The organism is Synechocystis sp. LKSZ1 (assembly GCF_040436315.1).
Classification (GTDB): domain Bacteria; phylum Cyanobacteriota; class Cyanobacteriia; order Cyanobacteriales; family Microcystaceae; genus Synechocystis.
This window is the reverse complement of the sequence record NZ_AP031572.1, coordinates 515719-537995: the sequence shown is the minus strand read 5'-3', so window position 1 is coordinate 537995 and position 22277 is coordinate 515719. Positions and strand designations below refer to the sequence as shown.

Genomic DNA, 22277 nt, shown 5'->3' with positions numbered 1-22277 from the left:
GAGCCGAAGCACCTTTACTGATTAAGGGCCCGTAGAAAGCGCCCCATACTGGCAAAAAGACCCGGTTTTTTGATGCTACTCGCCGTTGGACTGGCGTTGCTCTCCTGGGGATTCAGGGCCTGTTGAATCAGTATTTCCAGGGCCTCTCCCGCCGGTTTTTGGGGTTCCTCGGCAATGAGTTGGTAGTCCTCCTCTTGTTCCAGGTAGACTTGCCAAGGGGAAGGAAAAGATCGCAAAACCACTGCGCCTTCCAGCGGTCTAAAGTAATAGCTAGAGACCAAGGTACTCAGAAAGCGTTCCCGCAGTTGTCGGGCGGCGTAGCCAATACCCACAATCGAGACATCCTCCAATTGGGGAATCAGGAGAATTACTGGACGATCACCGGCCAATGTACAGAGGTGTTCAACGATTTGTACTTCAACGGCAGAGGGAGAAACCACCAGAAAAACTTGATCCGTCTCAGCAATTTTGCGATCCACCGGTGTATAACGACTGCCCAGATCACTTACCTGAAACCAGGTTTCTCCCCAATCCCGCCGGGCCAGGGCCGCCGCTCCGGTATCGGGAAACAGGACTCGTAACCCCAGGCCATAGTCTTCAAAGAGGCTCGTAAATTGTAGGGCTAAACTCTGGGCCTGGAGAGCAATTTCTGGAATGACCAGTTCGATCTGAATGCGCTGGCAACCGGCCGCTAGGGCACGCTCGGTAGCCGTCATGGCTTCACGGATAGCAACCTCTAAACTGGGGGGAACAGTCATTACTTTAAATTTTGTAAATTTTAGTGCTGATGCTGAATTTCTTGATCTTATCAAGCCTGGCCCCTAGTGGAGTTCAAGGGACGGCGATAGTGGCCCATCTACCTGGAGGGGTTGCCAACCCGCCTGCCAAAGATTGTGGTCTTTTAATTGCTGGGCATTGAGCCAAAAACGAACCGCCGGGTCACAACAGGCCACCATTTCAGCAAAGATCCAAGGCCCTTGGTTACGGCGATTGACGACCTGAAAATGACGCCAGCCCCAGGTGGTTTGCTGGGCCGTCCATTTAGACCCCAGGAGGTGAGGAAACTTCTGTTTTTTAGCCATGGTTGGAAGGAAAAACGGCGTCCCGCTACAATTGAATCACTTTTGCTACCATCCATCATCTCAGCTAGCGTTTCTCTCCAGATCCCTTTGATCCGCGAACAAGAGGCGAATTAACCCATGCGCATTTTATTGATCGAGGATGATGACGTTTTAACCCGTATTTTGCTGAACTCTCTCAAGGCCCAACACTACGTGGTTGATAGTGTCGCAGATGGACAACTGGGCTGGGAATATAGCCAAAGCGCCAGCTATGATCTCCTTCTGATGGATGTGGGCCTACCCCGTTTAGACGGTATTAGTCTCTGTCGGCAATTGCGGGACAAGGGCAGTACAACCCCTATTCTACTGATGACAGCCAAGCATGATAGTACAGAGCGAGTGCGGGGGCTGGATGCAGGGGCCGACGACTACCTGAATAAACCCTTTGAATTGGCGGAACTCCACGCCCGCCTGCGGGCCTTACTGCGTCGAGGAGAAGTGGCCCCCTTAAGTCTTATTACCCTCGGTGACCTCAGCCTCGACCCCAGTTTGGGCCAAGCCACTTACCAAGGCCTGGTTCTGAAGCTCACCCCCAAGGAATACAGCCTGCTGGAATTATTCATGCGGAATCCCCTGCGTCTCTTTAGCCGGGCGAAGTTGGTGGAGCATCTTTGGAGTTTAGATGACCCCCCCCTAGAAGACAGCGTCAAGGCCCACGTCAAGGGACTCCGGCAAAAACTCAAGAAAGTGGGCATTACCGATGCCATTGAGAATGTATATGGTATGGGCTACCGTTTCCAATGGCAGGCCCCACGGGCCCCATCGTCATCGCCTGATCCATTTCCGTCCCTAGCTCCAACCCTTGAACAGGGCCTAGACGAGCTATGGCAACAATCCCAGGGCCTAATGGCAGAGCGTCTAGCCGCTCTGGAGCGGGCCGTTGATGTCAGCATCCAGTCCAAACTAACCCCGGATATTCAACGCCAGGCCCAGCAGGCCGCCCACAAATTGGCAGGGGTCTTAGGGATGTTCGGTCGAGAGGCCGGAACTGAACTGGCACAACAACTGGAACAACTCCTGGCCCAGGATTCTTGGCCGGCCACTGACCAGAGCCGCTTTCAGGCCATGGTGACCCAATTAAGAAAACTGCTAGCCTTAGCACCCCCACCAGGAATCGTTACATCCAGCCTTCCCCTGGCAGAAGCCCATTCGGCCGGGCCAATTCCGCTACTGTTGATTGATCATGATAGGGATTTATTTCTAGCCCTCCAGACCCTCACTCCATCGGAGCAAGGTCGTTGGCATCGGGTCAAAACCCTCACTCTCGGCGATGACTGGTTGAAGGCCTACCCAGCAGGAATTATTGTTTTCAATCAGATGGCCTACGGAGAAGTCGAGCGTCAGGCCAATCTAGCCTTGGCAACCGAGATAGCACAGCGCTATCCTCAGTCCTCCAGTCTGTTGCTGTGGTCAGACCCTCCCCTGACTGCCCGGCGCATGATTGCCCAGGCCCAGGCCCTGTTATCCGAGCCGATTCCAGCCCAGGAATTATGGGAGTTGATTTTACAGGTTTGGCGAACATCTTGCCCCAAGGCCCCCCATATCGTGGTGGTGGATGATGATCCCCTGGTATTGGGGTCACTCCACACTTGGTTAGAACCCCAGGGCCTACAAGTCACGAGCGTAGATGATCCTCGACGCCTATGGGAAATTTTGCCCGTTACCACCCCAGACTTACTGATTCTCGATGTGGAAATGCCCCACCTCAGCGGCATCGAACTTTGTCAAATGCTCCGTTTAGAGCCCCGCTGGCATCATCTGCCAATTTTATTTTTGACGGCCCACCAGGGCCAGCAAAGTAATCAAGCGGCCTTTACAGTCGGAGCCGACGACTATCTCACCAAGCCCATCACGGAGGAAGAACTACTCCTGCGCGTTAAGAATCGTTTACAGCGCTCCCGTTTTTCCCTAAGAACCGGGTTTTTCCTGGAGGGGAGGAGCAGGAGGACTCACAACAGGGAAGGGCTCGAGGGGGGGCACGGGGTCTAAGGGCTCTCCTGAACCCTGAGGGCCTTCTAGTGGAGCAGGGGTTGTCGTTGCTTTCGGCTCTGACGTCGGCGTTGCTTCCACAGAAGGAAGTGGTGTCGGGGTTGCGACGGGGGACAGGACGGGTTCAGGACTACTGAGAGGAGGCAGAGAAGGGGAAGGCTCAGGAGACGGCGAGGGTGTTGGACTGGGACTCGGGCGCGGGGTACGCCAGGGAGTTGGAAAAGCCTGGGGAGAAGGTCGGGGAGACTCTAAATTTGGTGTTATTGGCGGAGGAGAAACGACGGGCGTTGAGGAACGATAACGATTGGCAAACCAGAAACCCGCACTCAGGCCACCGAGAATGACGCCCATTAATAGGAGGGGCATGACCAGCCAGGTTAGCCAGGGAGAGGACTCCGTCGCCTCTGATGCCGTTGGCAAGTTGGGACGAGAGGTCGTTGGGTGGGGTTTGCTCCGAGTGGGTTGGGGAACCACTACTGTGGCGGCTGTCGGTTCCGGACGGGGACGGGTCAAGGCCTGAAGCATTTCCTGAGCCGAGGCAAAGCGGTCGCGGGGGTGAAAACGAATACAACGGTCTAGCACTTGAGCTAGCTGGGGAGAGACTCGGGGGGCCTCCTGATGCCACAAAATTTCTCCGGTGCGAGCATCTTGGTCTAGATATTGGGGGGTTTTACCCGTCAGTAAAAAAATAGCTGTCAGGCCTAGACTGTAGAGGTCACTAGAATAGACAGGGCGACCCGCCGCCTGCTCCGAGGCCATATAGCCCGGTGTCCCAATGGCCAGAGAATAGGCACTTTTCCCCTGGGGATTAACAACGGTTTCCATGACTTCTTTGATAATGCCAAAGTCGATCAGGACGGGTTTTTGGTCACGGGCCCGGAGAATGATGTTATCGGGTTTAATATCTCGATGAATAATGCGACGTTGGTGGATAAAGTCGAGAACCGGTAATAGATCTAACAGGAGTCGCTGAACCGCCTCACTGGAAAAGGAGCCCTGCTGGTCGTACTGCTGGGTTAGGGTCAACCCTTCAATCCATTCCTGAACGAGATAAAAATTGTCACCTTCGGTAAAGTAGGCGTAGAGCTTCGGAATTTGGCCATGGCTTTCCCCTAATTTCTCTAGAATTGCGGCCTCCCGCTGAAAGCGTTCCTGGAGCCAAGTTGGCATTTCTGTGGTTTCCAGGGCCGGTTTGAGTTGCTTAATCACACATTGCCGAGCAGAGGGCATGTGGGTATCTACCGCCAGAAAGGTTTCACCAAAGCCGCCTCGGCCAAGGGTTCTAATAATTTGATAACGATTATTTAAGCAAGAGATGGCCATGCTTGGAGGGGAAAAATTAAGAGAGGCCCTGGAAAAAGACCCGTTATTGCTGGGCCGTTAGCCATGGAAGTGCCCGGACCCGGAAGCCGGGAATTGTAAATTTGGCCTGAACCTCTGTTGATTCTAGCGGTTGGGTCGCTTCATAGGTGTCTTGGGAGGTCAGTAAAACGCCTAGCACACTCAGGGGAACCTGGAGAAACAAATTGGCCATGAAAAAAGCAACAGCGGCAACGAGAAGCGCTAACAGTCGAACCTGGGGCAACTCGAGGGCTACCATGGCGGCGAGGGGAGCATAGTAATAAATAACGCCCAACTTAACCAGAAGCAGTAAGGCCCCCAAGAGAGTTAGCCAACGTCGCTGAGGCCGCAAAAACAGGGCTAAGATGCGACGCTGAGCCTCGGAAAGCTGGTCTGGCCGCAGGGCAATCAGCAATAGACTAAAGATCTCAAAGGGCCGTTGCCACTGCATCCAGAACACTGGCACCATACCGGCCCCTACCAGTAACAAGAGTTCCAGCGCATAGGGAGTTACAGGGGTCGCCACCGCTAGGGCAACCCAGGCAACCAGGAGGGCCAAGGGGGCCACTGCCACCCCCGCCAAATGAATCCAAAGAAACGGCTCCGTGCGAAAGGATGACATGGGCTCAGTACTCCAGGGTTAGTCGGTCAAGGGATGTTAGCTAGAGAGGGTTCGACGCTTCATGGTCATTTCATAGGCCTCAATGATATCGCCTTCCTTCCATTCATTGAACTTAGAAACACCGATACCACACTCATAGCCAGCATTGACCTCACGGGCATCTTCCTTCATCCGTTTCAGGGAATCAATGGTGCCTTCATAAATGACCTGACCACCCCGACGCACCCGGAGATTACGGTTACGGATAATTTTGCCCGATTGAACGTAACAACCCGCGACACTACCCCGGCCAACGGGGAAGACAGCTCGGACTTCTGCCTGACCGAGGGTCGATTCGATTTCCTCGGGATCGAGGAGACCTTCCATGGCCCCTTGGACATCATCTAGAAGTTTATAGATAATGTCGTACTCCCGAATATCGACTCCTTCCTGATCCGCCGTCTGACGGGAGCCACTGGCTAAGGTGGTATTAAACCCAAGAATTACCGCACCACTAGCGGCCGCTAGATCCACATCTGTTTCTGTGATTTCACCAGGAGCCGCCAAGAGAACCCGGAGTTGTACTTCATTTTGAGGCAGTTGCTGGAGGGCGCCAACAATGGCTTCGACGGATCCCTGGACATCGGCTTTGAGGATCAGGTTCAATTCCTTCAACTCCCCTTCCTGGGCCTGGGCCGATAGGGTGCTGAGGGTCACACGACGGGAGGACATGGCCTGCTGGAGGCGCAGTTGACGATTACTGTCAGCTCGCTGTTCCGCAATGGCCCGGGCCTCTTTCTCGTTGGTGTAAACTTCAAATTCATCCCCGGCGGCGGGAACTTCATTCAGCCCCAAAACCTCCACCGCAAAGGAGGGGGAAGCGGCTTCCACCTTGTTACCCCGGTCGTCGATCATGGCACGAATCTTACCAAAGACAGCACCGACCACAATAATATCGCCGACCCGCAGGGTGCCGTTTTGAACGAGGAGAGTAGCCACTGGGCCACGCGTCCGGTCTAGGTTGGCTTCAATGACGGTTCCCTTAGCCAGGCGGTTGGGGTTGGCAGACAATTCTTCCACTTCAGATACTAGCAGAATCATCTCCAGCAAGGCGTCTAGGTTTTCTCCTTTGAGGGCACTGACCGGCACCATAATCGTATCGCCGCCCCATTCTTCGGCTAGGAGCCCTAAGTCTGAAAGTTCCTGTTTGATGCGATCAGGATTAGCGTCGGGTTTGTCGATCTTATTAATCGCCACAATTAAAGGAACTTCCGCCGCCCGGGCATGGCTAATAGCTTCTCGGGTCTGGGGTTGAACCCCATCATCGGCGGCCACTACTAGAATGGCAATATCCGTCACCTTGGCTCCCCGAGCCCGCATCGCGGTAAAGGCTTCGTGCCCAGGCGTATCGAGGAAAACAATCTGCTCTGGCTTACCGTTGTGTTCCGTATCCACATGGTAGGCCCCAATATGTTGGGTGATTCCCCCCGCTTCCCCTTGGGCCACCTTCGTTTTACGGATCGCATCCAAAAGCGTTGTTTTCCCGTGGTCAACATGACCCATAATCGTCACCACCGGAGGACGACGAACGAGGTTTTCTAGATCCGCCACATCCAACATTTCTGAGGTTTTGGTCGCGGCGGCCACTTTTTCGGCAGATTCCACCAGCACATCAAATTCCTCTGCGACCATTCGGGCCGTCTCTTCGTCCAGGGTTTGGGTAATTTGGATAGCAATCCCCTTCTGGAATAGGTTACGGATAATATCCGTTTCGGGCACTTTGAGTAAATCTGCCAATTCCCGCACGGTTAGACCACCGGATAGCGTGATACTTTCAGGCCGTTGGATGACTTCTTTTCGTTCTCGGCGGTCATGACGGCCACGATTAGTACTCGCTTCTGTTTTGATTGTCGGCTTTTTGACCTTGCTGGCGATGCTGGGAGCCGCGGTTTTAGCAAGGGATTGAGGCTTTGGTGGCCGGGCAATAGACAAGCTCACCAGGGCCGCCTGGGCGGCATTACTCTGGTCAAGGAGGAGGTCTTCCTCTTCATCCTCGACCGTTTGAGAACGACGTTTGGCTTTAACGGCGACCTTGGCTTTTTCTCGTTCCCGTTCTTCCTCTTCTTCTTCCCACTTACTCCGCTTCGCCGGGCGGGGAGGGGTGGGACGTTTGAGCTTAGGTTTTTGTTTTTCTGTCAGTTCAATGACACCCTCTTCTCCCTCGCTATCTTCTGCTTTGGCCTTCTTATGGAGGGGAAACTCTAAAAGTTCCGGGAGATTGTCATCTATTTCTTCTTCAACTTGGGGCGGTTTCGGTCGCTGAAGTTCTAGCTTGGGCTTCACTTTATCAGGGCTAGTGGGACGGGGCGCCAAACTTGTCTCTGCCTCTTCTCGTCGTCCCTTACTGCCTTCCTTGAGGCTAACAACGATGGGGCGGTTAACCTTGACCTCTCCCTTGCTGGGGGGGCTGGCGACCGCTGGTGCCGATGGCCGTTCGGGTTTAGCCACTCGCTCTCGCTGAATAATCGGCGCATTCACAGAGGACGCAGGGGGCGTCGGGGAACTGGGACGACGGGCCGGAGGCGCTAGTAAGGAGCGGGCTGGTTCCGGTGGCTTGGGAGGTGTTGATGCCTTAGCCGGGGGAGCTTCAGGACGAGGGGGAGCAACCGCCTCGTTGGGTTTTTGCGGACGTTGTTCAGGCTCGGTGAAACTAGGTTGGGCCGCCGTGGGCAGTTGGGGGGAAATGGGGGGAGCGGGAGGCGTTACCAAGGCAGGTGTCGAAATGTTAGGAGGGCTAGGGGGAGTGGGAGAGGGCTGTCGATGGTGGATGGCCAAGATTTGCTGTTTTTGCTCAGGCTTCGGTAAACTTTTGCGTTTAACGGGCGGGGGCGTAACGTACTTGTCCGCACTGGCTTTAATTCGCTCCGCATCCGTTTCGCTAATCGTGCTACTGTGACTCTTTACCGCAATATTGAGTTTTTCGCAAATATCTAAAATATCTTTGTTTTCCAAATGCAGTTCTTTTGATAAATCGTAAATTCTAATCTTGGCGTTGTTCATCCACTATCCCCCTAACTAATTATTCATGACGGATTGGTAAGCGATTGGTGATAAAACATGAGCTTGGGGCCTGGGTAGGCGGTGTAAGCTGATGGCGGTAATAGGCTGAGTCACAGTAAAGTCTAGACTACTAGTATTTCTCCTATGCTAACGATAAATGGGTTGATTTTGGTAAAGGGCTAAGGCAAGGCGAATCCCTGGGGAAGTGGAAAGGGTTAGGAAAGGAGTCGTTGCCAGAGTTCGTCGTAAAGGCCCTCCGGGATAGTAGCCCGCAAGGCTCGCCCCAGACGATTTTTTTGGCGTGCTGTCTGAAGACAACTAGCCTGGGGACAAAGATAGGCCGAGCGCCCCATGCCTTCATCTAATTGTACCTGTCGAGATGGATAGACTCGGACAATTCGCCAAAAATCAGCTTTGGGGGCGATTTTACGACAACTTAAACAGCGGCGGTAGTTAGGACGCATGGATAGTGGCAGCGGCCAACTAGGCAAGTTCTTCGTCGGCCAGCTCAACCGGATATTCCCCCAGTTCAACCAGGGGGTCGGATGCTTCGACCAACTCCTTCGATTCATCCTCTAACATCGAGGCCCGGGCCGCTTGGGCCGCCTGCTCAATGGCCTCTTTATCCCGTTCGTAGGTGGCAGGGTCTTTGATGTCAATGCGCCAACCCGTCAGACGGGCAGCTAGGCGAACGTTCTGGCCCTCTTTACCAATGGCTAAACTTAACTGATCCTCCGCCACAATCACCAGGGCATGGCGTTCCTCTGCATTGATCAGATAAACCTGATCCACCCGTGCCGGACTGAGAGCATTGGCAATGTAAGTAGCGGGGTCGGGAGACCAGCGAATCACGTCAATTTTTTCCCCCCGTAGTTCATTGACAACGGCTTGAATGCGGGAGCCCCGAGCCCCAATACAGGCCCCAACCGGATCCACATCCCGCTCTAGGGTATCGACGGCAATTTTGGTGCGCGGGCCAACGTAGCGTGAGGGGGGATTGGCTTCCCGAGAAACGGCCACTATCCGCACAATTTCCTCTTCAATTTCCGGTACTTCCACCGTAAAGAGTTCGACAACCAGGCCTGCGGCCGCCCGGGATACCAGCAGTTGAGGGCCACGGTGGGAGCCTTCCCGCACTTTTTTGAGATAGACCTTAAAGGTGGCATTGGCCCGGTAGTTATCGTTGGGCAATTGCTCCCGTTTAGTCAGTTCCGCTTCGACCTCCGGTTGGCCAAAGCTACTCTGGACAGCCATGATCGCCGATTGCCGCTCAAAACGAAGAACACGAGCATTAAGGACGGTTCCCTCCAGGTCTTGAAATTCCTCCTGAATAATTTTTCGCTGTTGATCCCGCAACTTTTGCAACAATACCTGCTTGGTTTGGATCGCGGCCATGCGGCCAAAATCCTTCTGCTCGGGGGTCACATCTAGCACGACTTCATCCCCAAGTTCCGCCTCTGCGGCCACCTCTTGCACTTCCTTCAGAGAGATATTATGGTCGCTGTTGTCCACGGTTTCGACAATGCGCTTGGTAGACAGCACTCGGAATCCTTCTTCTTCCGTGTCTAATTCCACCTCAAAATTATCAAAATATTCCTCTGGAAATTGCTGGCCGAGGCTCAGGGAACGACGGTAGCGTTCATAGCCCTTTAACAGGGCCTCGCGCAGGGCCTCCTGGACGGCAGAGCGAGGCAGATTATGCCGTTGGCTAATTTCCTCGATCATATTTTTTAAACCCGGCAAACTCACAAGGGACATGCAATCAATCTCCTATAATAAAATAATTAGATAAGGGGCGGCCTCTCAGGGACCAGAACCCCAGAGCGGAATAATACAGTTAGCCCTCTAGCTGGACGATCGTGACAAGGCTACGGGGAATTGCCAGTACGCGCCCTTTCAAATTTAAGTAAACTTGATTGTCATCACGCCCTTGTAAACGGCCCTGCCACTGGTGCTGGCCCTCAAAGGGTTCAAGGGTTGTCACCACCACCGCAAAGCCTTTAAACGCTAAGAAATCACGGTCAGATATCAGCTTGCGGGAAATCCCTGGACTAGAGACTTCTAAGACGTAAGCACTGGGGATCAGGGCTGTGGCTTCTAGCTGGGCATCTAATTCCCGGCTCATTTTTTCACAGTCGTCTAAGCTGGTATCTTGACCCGGATGGCGGATATCCACGCGCAGGACGGGGGGCCGTTTGTTGGTTTGAAAAACCGCATCAACTACTTCTAATCCCAAGGCTGTGGCAATGGGCGTCGCTAACTCAAGAACTTGAGGAATGAGGGGGTGCGTCATCGCAATGGGCAATAAAAAAAGCGGGCCGAACCCACTTCTGGAAATAGTCCAAGATTGGGAGAGACAGCCCTAGGACTGTCCCCGTATCCCCCAGTTTATCAAACAATCGGGATTTCCTGGCCTAAAACGTTCTAACGGCCTAGATCAAGCAGGGCATTGATCTGGTTTTGACACTCGGTGGTCGTCCCTTCTAGCGCTTCCCGCCGGGAAGAAGTGGGGGCAGAAATGGCAGGGCCAATGCGAATGGTGAGGGGAACCGCTCGGGGAAAACGAGATTGCGGATCGAAAATATGTTCAACGCCGGCCAAGGCCACGGGAATCAGAGGAACCTTGGCCTTGGCAGCAATCATTGCCGCGCCTAGTTTAGGCTCACGAATCCGGCCATCGGTAGTGCGGGTACCTTCTAGGAAAACCCCGACTAACCATCCCGCTTGCAGGGCGGTTAGGGCCGCTCGAATGGCCCCCCGGTCCCCCGAACCCCGTTTAACGGGATAGGCCCCATAAAGACGAATGGCCTGGCTGAGGAGGGGAATTTCAAACAGTTCTTCCTTGGCCATAAAAGCCACCGGCCGGCCCATGGCACAGGAAAGGAAGGGGGGATCGAAGTAGGTGCCGTGGTTACTGACCACAATGGCTGGGCCCTTCTGGGGGACGTGCTCTTGGCCGTAGACTCGACCATGAAAATAGCCTGTTAGGAGCGGTTTGACCAAAGACCATTTCAGGCCGCGGTAGAGGGCCAAACTCGGCCAAGGTTCACGGGAACGATATTGAGGGGTACTGGAACTCATGATGCCGGAGATTGAGTACCGTGGCTGGGACAGGGCGGGGCACTAATGGAGCGGTCTAGCCAGCCCGCCGCCTGCTGAATATGGGCCAGGGCCTCTTGGGGATTATCCTTGAGCAAGTACACTAGGGCTACCGCTAGGTCTTGGCTGGCTTGGGCCTTACGATTAGCTTTGAGACGATGCCAATCCTGGGGCGCAATGGCCAGTTGGTCGGCCAGGGCTTGGGCCAGGGCCAGGGGGGTAAGGTCAGTCGAGGGAGCAGTTAACATCGGCAATTAGGGAAGGGGACTGGGGGAAGACGACGACTCAGTTTTTTGCCAATCCTGGGGGGAGCGTCGCATCATTTCCTGCAAACTCCGGGACACTAGATAAACGGGAACGTTTTCCGGAGTGGGAGTTACAGGGTCAATCAAAGCATAGAGAGCATCCCCTTTGAAATCAGGATTGCCCAGCAGGAGGCGATGGGTTTTGCCATCCACCAACTGAATCACTAACTTTTCCTGGGGATTGGCCAGGCCGTACTCGGCCAATTGGGGTGTCGCCACCTCAAAATCACGGACACTCTGACTTTCCAGCAAGAGATTTAGCAAAAATTCGATGGCCGCTGGACTTACAGCGACGGGATTCGGTTGATCCATTACCCAGACCTGGGGGTTATCCCCGCTACGATAGAGCTGGAGTTCTCCCGTGGGTTGGGTGATGCTCAGGGCCTGGACTTGATTGGGCGGAAAGGAAAAATGCTTCGGCCGACGGGGTTGTTCTAGGTCAGGGGTCTGGCTTTGCTGGTGTTCGAACCAAAAGACCCCACCGGCCAGAATGAGGGCCAAGCCAAGGAGAATCAGGGTCGTCGATTTCAGCTTCACAGCGTCCGTTTTAGGGAGTATTGGACGCAGGGGAATTGGTTACCGGAACCGCTGAGGGAGCCGACAACTGTTGTAATTGCTGTTGTTGCTGACGCTTAAATTCCTGGGCTGCCTTATTCAGATTTTGGTTGGTGTCGTCGGCAAAATCACTGCTATTACGACTACGACTAAAGTTGGCGTTGTGGATCAGGGAAAGGGGATCAAAGCCACTGGTGCCGAAGCCATTCACATTTTGTTCGTTGGACTGAAAGCCGTCATTGGTGGTGGAGTTGTGCGTTTGGGCTGGGGTCGGTTGAGCACTCATCAGAAATAGGCTCACCAAGCTCCCCGCCAGAAGTGTTAAGCGTGCAGGACTGGGGCAAGGCATGGGAATCGTGACCTCCTTTACAGAAAACGACGACGTAAGAGGGGCTGAATTAATAACAATGCTAACCCATCGAAGAGGACTAGCACCGCCAGGACTTGGCTAAAGGAGAGGGGCCACCAGGGTGTTTGGAGTACTGTACTGCTAAAACTCCAATCGTTGTGGAGGTAGAGGTAACGAATGGGCTCGATGGCGTAGGTCAGAGGGTTGAGACAGGCCACGACCTGCAACCAATCTGCCATAAAAGAGAGGGGGGCCAGGGCCGTGCTAGCAAAAAGGAGGGGGAGGTTGGTCACAAAAATGACGGCGATCAGTTCAATATGCCCTGGCAGAGCAAAGGCCAGACCCAGGCTCAGGGCCGTGACCCCCAACACAATTAACAAAATGATGAAAGTAATAGCCGCTAGGCCTACTCCGCTTGGAAATCCGGCTCCCAGGGCCGCACTGGCCAGCACAATCACGGCTGACTGGATGAGGCTTAAACTGACAATATAGATAGTCGAGGCCAGCACGATGGAATAGCGGGAGACGAGGGGGGCCACCAGCAGACGATTTAAAAAGCCAAACTCCCGGTCAAACATCACGGGCAGGCCCGCATTCAATGCCCCGGAAAAGGCCGTGAAAACGAGAATCCCCGGCGCCAGGAACTGGGCGTAGTTTAGGTCGTTGCCAAAGAGGCCTTGAGGGGCATGGAGAAAAAGGGCTCCAAAGAGAACCAGCCACATGAAGGGTTGGATCACCCCTGCTAACAGGGTCGAGGGACGACGTTGGAGTTGGATAAAGAGGCGCCGGGTCAGGGCCAGAGTTTCCTGAGTTAAGGCGGCCCAGGCACTGAGGGATGGCTCGGGGGCCGTCACGGGGGCAAAGGGATTGGAGGGGGTGGTGCTGGGATTCATAGTCACGTCACTCTAAGAACAGTCGGTGTTTAGGCCTGCATGGCCTGTTTTTTCTCGGCCTTGAGATCCCGCCGACTGGCCGCCGCGAGTTCCGCATCCAGGAGAGTCTGGCCGGTGGCAGCGAGGTAGACATCATCCAGGCTAGGACGGGACTGGGCCAGGCTAAAGATGGGCAGGCCGTGGGCTTGCAAGACCTGTTCAATCTGGCTTAAGGCATTACTTTGGGCCGCCACGACTAAGTTGAGGGAATGGCCCTGGGTACTGTTAATAATAATTTCCTCCACAAAGGGGAGAGGAGCGAGGAGGGCCTTCGCCCGCTCCGCTTCTAGGGGATTGGCGAATTCACGAATTTTGAGGGTCACCCGATCCCCGCCGACCCGGTCTTTGAGCTCCGAGGGAGACCCCGTTGCAATCACTTGGCCCTGGTCAATAATGGCCAGGCGGTCAGCAAGGGCATCAATTTCTTCGAGGTAATGACTAGTCAGTAACACCGTCGTTCCCGCCCCGCGCAACTGCCGGAGAAACTCCCACAGGATCAAACGGCTTTCAATGTCGAGACCCACCGAGGGTTCATCCAGGATCAGCACCGCCGGTTGGTGCAGAAGGCCAGCCGCTAAATCGAGACGCTTGCGAATGCCGCCGGAGTAGGTGCCGGTTTTTTGGTCGGCGTAATCCGTTAGGCCCAGGGCCGCTAACAGGGCCTCAATTCTCTGATTGGCCCTGGCCGTCGGCAAATGGTAGAGGGCCGCTTGCAATTGCAACAATTCTCTGCCCGTTAAAATTTTGTCGAGGGCCACTTCCTGGGCCACATAGCCGAGGTAGTTGCGGGCTAGCTTGGGCTGGTCAATAACCGAGACCCCATTAATTTCCAGTTTGCCGCCGTCGGGCTTAGCCAGGGTGCAGAGACAGCGGATAGTGGTGGTTTTGCCGGCACCATTGGGGCCTAAAAGGCCAAAGATTTCTCCGGGTTTGACCGCGAAGGAAATATCCTTAACCGCTGCCACGGCGCCGTAGTTTTTTTGAAGATGTTCAACGAGAACCGCAAACCCCATAAGGTTTTGGATTTAAACTATTTTGATACAATTCGTTACGTTATCTGAGCCTTAAGATAGCACAGATTGGAATCTGGCCCTGCGGACAGTCTAGGAAGTCGCCTCTTCCCCTATTCCCTTCGGACGCAAGTTTTATACTCTACCGTAAACCCGCTGCCCGAGAAGGCTTGCTTAGCTGTACTGGGTACCATCCTGTATGACGTTTTTGATTGGTATTCTTGCCCTTTTGTCGGCCTCTGCCGCCGCTAGTATGCGAAGCGCCCTGCCTTTGCTTTTGATCGGTTTGCTTCAGGGAGAGCTCTGGTCTCAAGTGCCTCTCCTCTCTGCGGTCAATCCCCAAGTGTTGGTGGCGATTCTGATGAGTTGGTCGCTCTTTGAACTGTTTGCTTCTAAACGATTACTGGGCCAACGAGTACTCCAGATCATCCAACTGTTGATGACGCCCTTGGTGGGGGGCTTGATGGCCGTCACGGTCGTTAAACTCTTTCATGTAGAACAATTAGCCGTGTGGCCTATCTGGTTTACCGCCGGTTTAGGGGGCTTATTTGCCTTCGTTCTTAAGCTGGTTCAAGTCGGCTGGTTTTTTCGTCTACGGGGCATTCCTCTCTGGTGGGTCTTGATCGAGGACTTGCTCTGCGTCATTCTCGTGCTGTTTGCAATTAAATTTCCTAAAAATGGCGGTCTAATTGCCATGCTCCTTCTCTGGCTAGCGGTGCGGAGTTCCACCGCCTGGCGGCAATGGTCGCGTCGTCGTCAAGGATCATCGGAACCTTTCTCTCTCTGACGGGCAAGGCTATAGCTCAGCTTTTGGGCAATGCCATCAATCCAATTCTCATCCTGTCGGGTATAACTGCGGGGAACATTTGCTCCTAGGATCAAAGCACCATCGGGGCCAAGGGGTTGACAGATTAGGCCTTGGGTATTTTCTGGTAGGTAATCAAACTCGACGCGACCGGGATAGAGGGGCAGGCTAACGAGATAGATAGGTTTTTGTGTCTTGAGAACCCGCTCTAGGATAGGGCCCGGCTTTACCAGCGGGTTAACGCCTAAAATACCCCGCCGCAGAAGAACGCGGCCTTGATAGTACACAACGAGGGACTGGGTCACGGTATTGGTCAGGAGGAGATGGGAGGCCCAGGCCAACTCGGTCTTCAATTCCTCTGGTAATGATGCCTCTAGTTCAAAGCCTTCTCGTCCCAGCAGAGTAACCGCTTCCGGTGAACGGGGTTGGATCTGTTGCCAAATCAACCACACCAAGGCCAAGACCCCGGCCAAAATGACCCCCACCACGTCGGAGCGGGATTGGGAGGGCGTCAATTCCGGTGTACTTAGGCGATTGATCAGCAGAAGAAGGCCACCCGCTATCCCGGCCCAGAGGGGAATTTGCCGTACTATCCGATTAGAATCCTGTGCCATCATGGTAGAGGGGTTAGGGTTCTTCCCCAGGCTCTAGGATGCGTTGGAAGAGGTAGCCCGTTCCTCGGGCCGTGAGAATTAACTCGGGATTACTGGGGTCGTCCTCTAGTTTGGCCCGGAGCCGGGAAATATGCACATCCACCACCCGCGTATCCACATGGCGTTCGGGGGTATAGCCCCAGACCTCTTGCAAAATTTCGGAGCGGGAAAAGGCCTCGCCGGAGCGACTTACCAGCAGTTCCAGCAGACTAAACTCCATGCCCGTGAGGCGGATGCGTTCATCTCCTTTGTAGACCTGGCGCTTGTTGGTATCGATGCGAATGGAGGCAATTTGAATGACACCGGAACTGGGAATACCGGGCATACCATTTTTATCGACCCGTCGCAGTACCGAGCGAATCCGGGCCTCTAATTCTTTAGGGGAGAAGGGTTTGACCACATAGTCATCGGCCCCCAATTCCAGTCCTGTAATCCGGTCGGCGACATCGCCCAGGGCCGTCAGCATAATGATGGGAATATCGGATTCTTTGCGGAGTTCTTGACAAACGCCGTAGCCGTCCAGCTTCGGCATCATCACATCTAAAACCACTAAATCCGGCTCTGCCTGATGGAAAATGTCAATGGCTTCCTCGCCGTCAGCCGCAGTGACCACATCGTACCCAATCATAGACAATCGGGTCTCTAAAATCCGACGGATGCTAGCTTCATCGTCAACCACTAAAATTTTTTCCTTGTGGATTTCCAAAGTCCTCAACCCCCCTTAGTTAAGCGAAATTACGAATTCTGAAGTTTTATGGACAAATACTACCCTTAAGAATATCGCTTTCTCGGGTTCGTTTGGTCGCAATGCCTGGGGAATTCTTGTCACCCCTTCTCCCGAACGACTATGCTAATTAGGATGGTTAAGAAAATCTGATATTTACGACTATACTCCCCGCCTATGTTTGATGCCCTCGCCGAACGCCTTGATGATGCCTGGAAAAAACTCCGGGGCCAGGACAAGATTTCTGCTAGTAATATTCAGGCCGCTTTGCAGGATGTCCGCCGGGCCCTGCTGTCCGCCGATGTCAATCTCCAGGTGGTCAAGGGCTTCATTGCAGAAGTGGAGACAAAGGCCTTGGGGGCGGAGGTGATCACGGGGGTCAATCCCGGCCAACAGTTTATCAAGATTGTTTACGACGAGTTAGTCCAACTCATGGGGGAAAGCAATGTTCCCCTGGCCCTGGCCTCACAGCCCCCCACCGTCATCCTGATGGCGGGCCTGCAGGGGACAGGAAAAACCACCGCCACCGCCAAGCTGGCCCTCTACCTACGCAAGGAAAAACGCACAGTACTGATGGTGGCCACCGATGTTTACCGGCCCGCCGCCATCGACCAACTGAAAACCCTGGGGGAGCAGATCGATGTCCCGGTCTTTGAGCTAGGAACTGAGGCCAATCCCGTGGATATTGCCCGACAGGGGGTGGCCAGGGCCAAGGAATTGGGCCTCGACACAGTTCTCATTGACACCGCTGGTCGTTTGCAGATTGACCCAGAGATGATGGCGGAATTGGCCCAGATCAAGGCGGCGGTTCAGCCCGATGACACCCTGCTGGTGGTGGATGCCATGACCGGGCAAGAAGCGGCCAACCTCACCCATACCTTCCACGAGGAAATTGGCATTACCGGGGCCATTCTGACCAAGCTGGATGGCGATACCCGGGGCGGGGCGGCCCTCTCGGTGCGTCAAATTTCGGGACAGCCGATTAAATTTATCGGGGTGGGGGAAAAGGTGGAGGCCCTGCAACCCTTCTATCCCGACCGTATGGCCAGCCGTATCCTGAACATGGGAGATGTGCTGACCCTGGTGGAAAAGGCCCAGGAGGCCATCGACATCGGCGACGTAGAAGCCATGCAGGCCAAAATCATGGAGGCCCGCTTTGACTTTGACGACTTCCTCAAGCAGACGCGGCTGATGAAAAATATGGGATCGCTGGGGGGCCTGCTGAAAATGATCCCCGGCATGAACAAACTCAGCAATCTAGACATCGAAAAAGGGGAAAAAGAACTCAAACGCACGGAGGCCATGATCAACTCCATGACAGTGGAGGAGCGGAAAAACCCCGATCTCTTAGCGAAATCTCCTGGTCGGCGGCGGCGCATTGCCAAAGGGTCGGGCCACAGTGAGAGTGATGTATCGAAGTTGGTCACTAATTTCACCCGTATGCGTTCCATGATGCAACAGATGGGTCAGGGAATGCCGGGGATGGGGATGCCAGGTATGGGCGGTTTACCCGGAATGGGCATGCCGGGGATGGGCCGGCCCACACCCCCCGGTTTTCGGGGTTATAGTGGCCCCGGTGGTGCCGGCAAAAAAGCCAAGAAAAAAAAGAAAGGCTTCGGTACGCTTTAGGCCTTATGGGTAACGGTAACGTTCCCCCAGGGGTTGGTGGGGATCACCGTTGAAGTGGAACCAATGGATAGTAGTGGCCGACCAACTCAAGCTAATCCCAGAAGATTCCAGGGCCTGGTCGGCCGGTAGCAGAACCCGCAGGGCCAAAGGACTTTGGTCTAAGCGCACCGTCACCAGGCGTTCCCGGCCCAGAGGTTCGATCAGGTCAACCCGACCTTGAACTGTCCAGGGGTCTGTCTCCCGCGCCAAGTGGATATCCTCCGGGCGCAGACCAAACATGATTTGGGGCTGCTGGCGGGCCGAGGGCGGCAAGGGGAGGCGTAGACTCCCCAACTGGGCCTGGCCTTGATAGCAGGGCAGGGCCAACAGATTCATCTGGGGACTGCCGACAAAACCAGCAACAAATTGATTGGCGGGATATTGATAAATCCGACGGGGACTATCCAACTGTTGAATCTGGCCCTCGTAGAGCACCGCAATTTGACTCGAAAGACTCATGGCCTCGCTTTGGTCGTGGGTGACGTAGATGACGGGCTGTTGTTGGGTCTGAAACAACTGTTTGAGCTCGGCCCGTACTTGCTCCCGGAGCAGGGCATCCAGATTACTCAGGGGTTCATCCAAGAGAAAAATATCCGGCTGACGAACCAGGGCCCGGGCCAGGGCCACCCGTTGACGCTGACCCCCCGAGAGTTGGGCCGGTTTGCGTTTGAGCAAGGGCCTTAGGGAAAGGCGTTCCGCCGTGGCCTCTACCCTTGCCTGAATCTCGTCAGGATTTAACCGACGGAGTTTGAGGGGACTGGCGATGTTATCAAAGATGGTGAGGTGGGGATAGAGGGCGTAGCTCTGGAAGACCATAGCAATATTGCGCTCACCGGGGGGGATATCGTTCAAGCAACGATCACCGAGCCAGATCTCCCCTTGGCTGGGGGTTTCCAGGCCGGCAATTAAGCGCAAGAGGGTTGATTTTCCGCATCCCGATGGCCCTAGCAGGGTGAGAAAATCCTGGTCTGCCACCGTTAAGTTAATCCCCTGCACGGGGCGGATACCGTGATCGAACTGTTTTTCTAGATTGAGAAGCTGTAATGTCGCCATGCTAAATGCGGATTGAGAAGGCCCTAGGAAGCTCAGAATCAGGAATCAAGAATGCCCACTTCAAAGCTAACCACCTTAAGGACAGGGCCAATCATCGCCAAGGTCATGACTTCTTCCTGAATTTCCCCCTCAATGGTCACACCGCTTTGGGCCTGACAGAGCGGGGCCGGGGGGTCAAGGAGTTCGTAAACACTGCCATCTTCGGTAATCAAGGCCCAGACCCCAAAGCCAAAGCCCTTTTTCTCAATTTTGCCGGTGAGGTAAACCATTAGGCGAATCGTCCTTCCCCTTTAGAGGCAAGCGCGGCCAGACCCAGGCAGAGTAGCGCATTCAGCCCCAGAAAAATTTGAGCCGTGGTGCCACTCCCCATCAGCCACAGGGCCGGATGGAAAATTGCCGTCACCCCCAAGCAGGCTGCGATACCCAGGCTCATCCCCACCGCAAAGTTCTTGCCACTTGGATTCCCCAGCAGGAGCAGCATCAAGCCCAGAGGGATGAGAATACTAGCAAAAAAAGGATTCAGTAAGGCACTGCCATTCAGGGCATTACCCAACTCCGGCACCGAACTACCCAACAGACGGAAGGGCCATTGGGGCAGGTCAAAAATGTAGAAACCTTTCAGAAAGAAGAGGCCGGAACTCCCCAGAAGTAGCCCCCAGTTGAGGGACGCCGTCCATTGCAGGGGCAGATAAAAGCGCAACAACACCGCCAGGGCATAGGAACCCAGCACCATCAAAAGTTTAGGCAACAGGGCCACCGCACCGCCATCAAACCAGAAGATGGGATTGAGGTAGCCATTATCCCGTAGCCAGCGGAAGAAATCCCGCAGGGAAATCTGTCCCTTCAGGGCCAGGTTAACAGCTTCACTAGCACTGAGATGGCCCGCGCCATAATAATTTTGACTATCGTCGGCAATCTTGCGGGCCGAGGCCTTGAGGATACCGAGAACTTCTGCCGGGGGGGCCACGGCCGCTACGGTCACTTTTTCCGCCTGGGTGGCTTTAAGGCCCTGACGAGCCTGGGCAAGCTGGATCGATTGAATCAGGGCTGCCGTTCCCGCCACATGGGGCGCGGCCATACTGGTACCCTGGAAGCCCACCAGAACAGGTTGTTGGGTACTGGGATCAATGGTTTCTTGTAGAATCTTGCCGTCTTTGCCCTGGTCACTCCCCCCTGGCGCGGAAATATCCACCCCCGCACCGTAGTTGGAATAGTTGGCACGATTACCCGTCGCATCCAGGGCCGCCACACTGATCACCTTGGGATAACGGGCCGGATAGGAGGCCGCATTTTTATTTTCATTTCCCGCCGCCGCAATAATCGTCACCCCTTTGTTGTAGGCGTAGTCGATGGCATCCCGCAGGGTTTTGCTTTCGCCCCCGCCCCCCAAACTGAGGTTAATCACCGTGGCCCCTTTATCAGCGGCGTACTGAATGGCCTCGGCGATATCGGCCACGGTTCCCCCCCCACTGGCCGAGAGGACTTTGAGAGGCATGATCTTGGCCTTGTAGGCAATCCCCGCTACACCGTAACGATTGTTAGTAGCCTGGGCAATGGTTCCTGCCACATGGGTACCGTGGCCATTGTCATCACTGGTATCGGTACTATCTTCCACAAAGTTATAGCCCTCGACAAATTCCGTATCCCGCAGGTCGGGAACCCGACTCACCCCAGTATCAATGACGGCAACGGTAATGCCTTCCCCTTTACTTTTTTCCCAGGCCTGCTCCATGCCGATCGTCCGCAGGTTCCATTGCTTGCTGTAGTCTGGATCGTTGGGCACCTCCAGGGCCTGGTAGAGATAGTTGGGCTCAATGTAATCCGCCAATTTTTTCAGGGAGGAGGTTTGCAGTTGCTGGAGGGTTTGGGCGTTCCCTTTAACGGTGTAGAGGTGTTCCCGGACGGAGAAAATACTGTTGAAATCAGGGTTATGTTTAACCGTTGTTGAGATGGCCTGCATTTGGCTACTCAGCACCTCCGTCGGTAGATTGTTTTTGAAGTTGACAATCACGGAGTCGTACTGGCCCCGATGGGCCAACCCGTAGCTATTGACAAAATGGGACAGGGCCCAGCCCAGGCCAATAAAAAAGAGTAAAACCAAGAGGAGGCGTTTCATGGCAACGGCAAGGAGCAAAATATCTTGCCCTCCATCATAGGCTATCCCTTTCCGTTTCTGGCAAGGCGCTGGGCCGTCCGCAAAATCTGGCCCGCCAGCATAGCCGCCCCAAACCCATTATCTATATTAACAACGCCAATCCCCACGGCACAGGAGTTGAGCATGGTCAGTAGGGGGGCCACCCCGCCAAAACTAGTTCCATAACCAATACTGGTCGGTACGCCGATCACCGGGCAATCCACCAGGCCTGCCACAACACTGGGCAAGGCCCCCTCCATCCCCGCCACTACCACTAACACATCCATAGTTTGAATCAGTTCCCGATGGCTCAAGAGACGATGAATCCCGGCTACTCCCACATCCCACAGGCGCTGAACCTGAAAGCCAGACAAAATTGCCGTAATGGCCGCTTCCTCCGCTACGGGCAGATCCGCTGTTCCGGCCGTCAAAATACCAATAGTTCCAGGGGCCTGGATCGTTAATTCCTGTTGAATCAACGCACAAATGCGGGCGGTGGGATAGTAACTCAAGTGGGGAATAGCCAAGGTAAGGGCCTCGGCTACGGCGGGTTCAATGCGCGTGGCTATAACAGTGGCATGGTTCGGGGCCATGGCCTGGATGATCTGCACAATTTGCTCCGGTGTTTTACCTGGCCCCCAAATGACTTCGGGAAAGCCGGTACGGAGTTGGCGATGGTGGTCTATTTTGGCAAAATCCTCCACGGGTTGGAAGTGGAGATGTTTGAGGTGGTCGAGAGCCTGGGGAACTGAAGTCTGGCCCTGGGCCACGGCTTCGAGCAAGGATTGAAGGGTGGCGGGACTCAGACCACGGTGTTGTTGGTGCATAGTTGAGGAGACAAATCTATCCTGATGTTAGTGCTAGGATCAAAGGAAGAA

23 protein-coding genes are annotated in these 22277 nt (G+C 54.6%); 3 read left to right on the top strand and 20 right to left on the bottom strand.

Features of this window, described 5'->3' with window-relative positions:
- Positions 1-14: 14 nt before the first annotated feature.
- A complete protein-coding gene (locus ABXS88_RS02615) occupies positions 15-758 on the bottom strand; it encodes a DUF1995 family protein (protein ID WP_353673635.1) in 744 nt (247 codons plus the stop codon).
- Between the two features lie 63 nt (positions 759-821).
- The gene (locus tag ABXS88_RS02610; RefSeq protein ID WP_353673634.1) at positions 822-1082 is read right to left on the bottom strand and encodes a TIGR02450 family Trp-rich protein; all 261 of its coding nucleotides are present in this window, start codon (positions 1080-1082) and stop codon (positions 822-824) included.
- 117 nt (positions 1083-1199) lie between these two features.
- Between ABXS88_RS02610 and ABXS88_RS02605 the strand changes: the two genes are divergently transcribed.
- Entirely contained in the window at positions 1200-3110 is a 1911-nt protein-coding gene (locus ABXS88_RS02605; protein ID WP_353673633.1) for a response regulator, read from the top strand.
- Here the strand turns inward: ABXS88_RS02605 and ABXS88_RS02600 are convergent.
- The 12 genes from ABXS88_RS02600 to ABXS88_RS02545 all read right to left on the bottom strand — a co-directional run bounded on the left by ABXS88_RS02600 (position 3030) and on the right by ABXS88_RS02545 (position 14365).
- A complete protein-coding gene (locus ABXS88_RS02600; protein ID WP_353673632.1) occupies positions 3030-4433 on the bottom strand; it encodes a protein kinase in 1404 nt (467 codons plus the stop codon). The two genes, ABXS88_RS02605 and ABXS88_RS02600, sit on opposite strands and share 81 nt — an antisense overlap.
- Before the next feature lie 43 nt (positions 4434-4476).
- On the bottom strand, positions 4477-5073 hold the full coding sequence (locus ABXS88_RS02595) for a low-complexity tail membrane protein (protein ID WP_353673631.1): 597 nt from the start codon (positions 5071-5073) through the stop codon (positions 4477-4479).
- Between the two features lie 36 nt (positions 5074-5109).
- Positions 5110-8112, bottom strand: coding sequence for a translation initiation factor IF-2 (gene infB, locus ABXS88_RS02590; protein WP_353673630.1), 3003 nt, complete (start codon positions 8110-8112; stop codon positions 5110-5112).
- 215 nt (positions 8113-8327) lie between these two features.
- Positions 8328-8576 (bottom strand): YlxR family protein, encoded by a 249-nt coding sequence (locus tag ABXS88_RS02585; RefSeq protein WP_353673629.1) that lies wholly within the window; start codon positions 8574-8576, stop codon positions 8328-8330.
- 19 nt (positions 8577-8595) lie between these two features.
- Positions 8596-9870, bottom strand: a complete 1275-nt coding sequence (gene nusA, locus ABXS88_RS02580; protein WP_353673628.1) for a transcription termination factor NusA — start codon at positions 9868-9870, stop codon at positions 8596-8598.
- A 79-nt stretch (positions 9871-9949) separates the two neighbouring features.
- Positions 9950-10405, bottom strand: a complete 456-nt coding sequence (rimP, locus tag ABXS88_RS02575; protein WP_353673627.1) for a ribosome maturation factor RimP — start codon at positions 10403-10405, stop codon at positions 9950-9952.
- 131 nt (positions 10406-10536) lie between these two features.
- Positions 10537-11193, bottom strand: coding sequence for a lysophospholipid acyltransferase family protein (locus ABXS88_RS02570; RefSeq protein WP_353673626.1), 657 nt, complete (start codon positions 11191-11193; stop codon positions 10537-10539).
- Positions 11190-11459, bottom strand: a complete 270-nt coding sequence (locus ABXS88_RS02565; protein WP_353673625.1) for a DUF6439 family protein — start codon at positions 11457-11459, stop codon at positions 11190-11192. Before ABXS88_RS02565 ends, ABXS88_RS02570 begins: the two co-directional genes overlap by 4 nt.
- A gap of 6 nt (positions 11460-11465) precedes the next feature.
- Positions 11466-12053: a DUF4340 domain-containing protein gene (locus ABXS88_RS02560; protein ID WP_353673624.1), complete on the bottom strand. Its 588-nt coding sequence runs from the start codon at positions 12051-12053 to the stop codon at positions 11466-11468.
- Between the two features lie 10 nt (positions 12054-12063).
- On the bottom strand, positions 12064-12420 hold the full coding sequence (locus tag ABXS88_RS02555; protein ID WP_353673623.1) for a hypothetical protein: 357 nt from the start codon (positions 12418-12420) through the stop codon (positions 12064-12066).
- 17 nt (positions 12421-12437) lie between these two features.
- Positions 12438-13313 (bottom strand): ABC transporter permease, encoded by an 876-nt coding sequence (locus tag ABXS88_RS02550; RefSeq protein WP_353673622.1) that lies wholly within the window; start codon positions 13311-13313, stop codon positions 12438-12440.
- Between the two features lie 29 nt (positions 13314-13342).
- Entirely contained in the window at positions 13343-14365 is a 1023-nt protein-coding gene (locus tag ABXS88_RS02545; RefSeq protein ID WP_353673621.1) for an ABC transporter ATP-binding protein, read from the bottom strand.
- A 196-nt stretch (positions 14366-14561) separates the two neighbouring features.
- On the opposite strand from ABXS88_RS02545, the gene ABXS88_RS02540 reads away from it, so the two are divergent.
- The gene (locus tag ABXS88_RS02540) at positions 14562-15149 is read left to right on the top strand and encodes a DUF4126 domain-containing protein (RefSeq protein WP_353673620.1); all 588 of its coding nucleotides are present in this window, start codon (positions 14562-14564) and stop codon (positions 15147-15149) included.
- On the opposite strand, the gene ABXS88_RS02535 is transcribed toward ABXS88_RS02540, so the two are convergent.
- Positions 15119-15781, bottom strand: a complete 663-nt coding sequence (locus ABXS88_RS02535) for a cofactor assembly of complex C subunit B (protein ID WP_353674768.1) — start codon at positions 15779-15781, stop codon at positions 15119-15121. The two genes, ABXS88_RS02540 and ABXS88_RS02535, sit on opposite strands and share 31 nt — an antisense overlap.
- A 13-nt stretch (positions 15782-15794) precedes the next feature.
- The gene (rpaB, locus tag ABXS88_RS02530; RefSeq protein ID WP_353673619.1) at positions 15795-16526 is read right to left on the bottom strand and encodes a response regulator transcription factor RpaB; all 732 of its coding nucleotides are present in this window, start codon (positions 16524-16526) and stop codon (positions 15795-15797) included.
- Positions 16527-16721: 195 nt separating this feature from the next.
- Here rpaB and ffh point away from each other — a divergent pair, with 195 nt between their 5' ends.
- Positions 16722-18173, top strand: coding sequence for a signal recognition particle protein (gene ffh, locus ABXS88_RS02525; protein ID WP_353673618.1), 1452 nt, complete (start codon positions 16722-16724; stop codon positions 18171-18173).
- Positions 18174-18176: 3 nt separating this feature from the next.
- Here ffh and ABXS88_RS02520 read toward each other — a convergent pair whose 3' ends face one another.
- Genes ABXS88_RS02520 through larB form a run of 4 tightly spaced genes read right to left on the bottom strand, consistent with a single transcriptional unit; the run spans position 18177 to position 22226 of the window.
- Positions 18177-19265, bottom strand: coding sequence for an ABC transporter ATP-binding protein (locus ABXS88_RS02520; RefSeq protein WP_353673617.1), 1089 nt, complete (start codon positions 19263-19265; stop codon positions 18177-18179).
- Between the two features lie 38 nt (positions 19266-19303).
- Entirely contained in the window at positions 19304-19534 is a 231-nt protein-coding gene (locus ABXS88_RS02515) for a hypothetical protein (protein ID WP_353673616.1), read from the bottom strand.
- Positions 19534-21381, bottom strand: coding sequence for a DUF5942 domain-containing protein (locus tag ABXS88_RS02510; RefSeq protein WP_353673615.1), 1848 nt, complete (start codon positions 21379-21381; stop codon positions 19534-19536). Before ABXS88_RS02510 ends, ABXS88_RS02515 begins: the two co-directional genes overlap by 1 nt.
- 41 nt (positions 21382-21422) lie before the next feature.
- Positions 21423-22226: a nickel pincer cofactor biosynthesis protein LarB gene (gene larB / locus ABXS88_RS02505; protein ID WP_353673614.1), complete on the bottom strand. Its 804-nt coding sequence runs from the start codon at positions 22224-22226 to the stop codon at positions 21423-21425.
- Between the last annotated feature and the right edge of the window lie 51 nt (positions 22227-22277).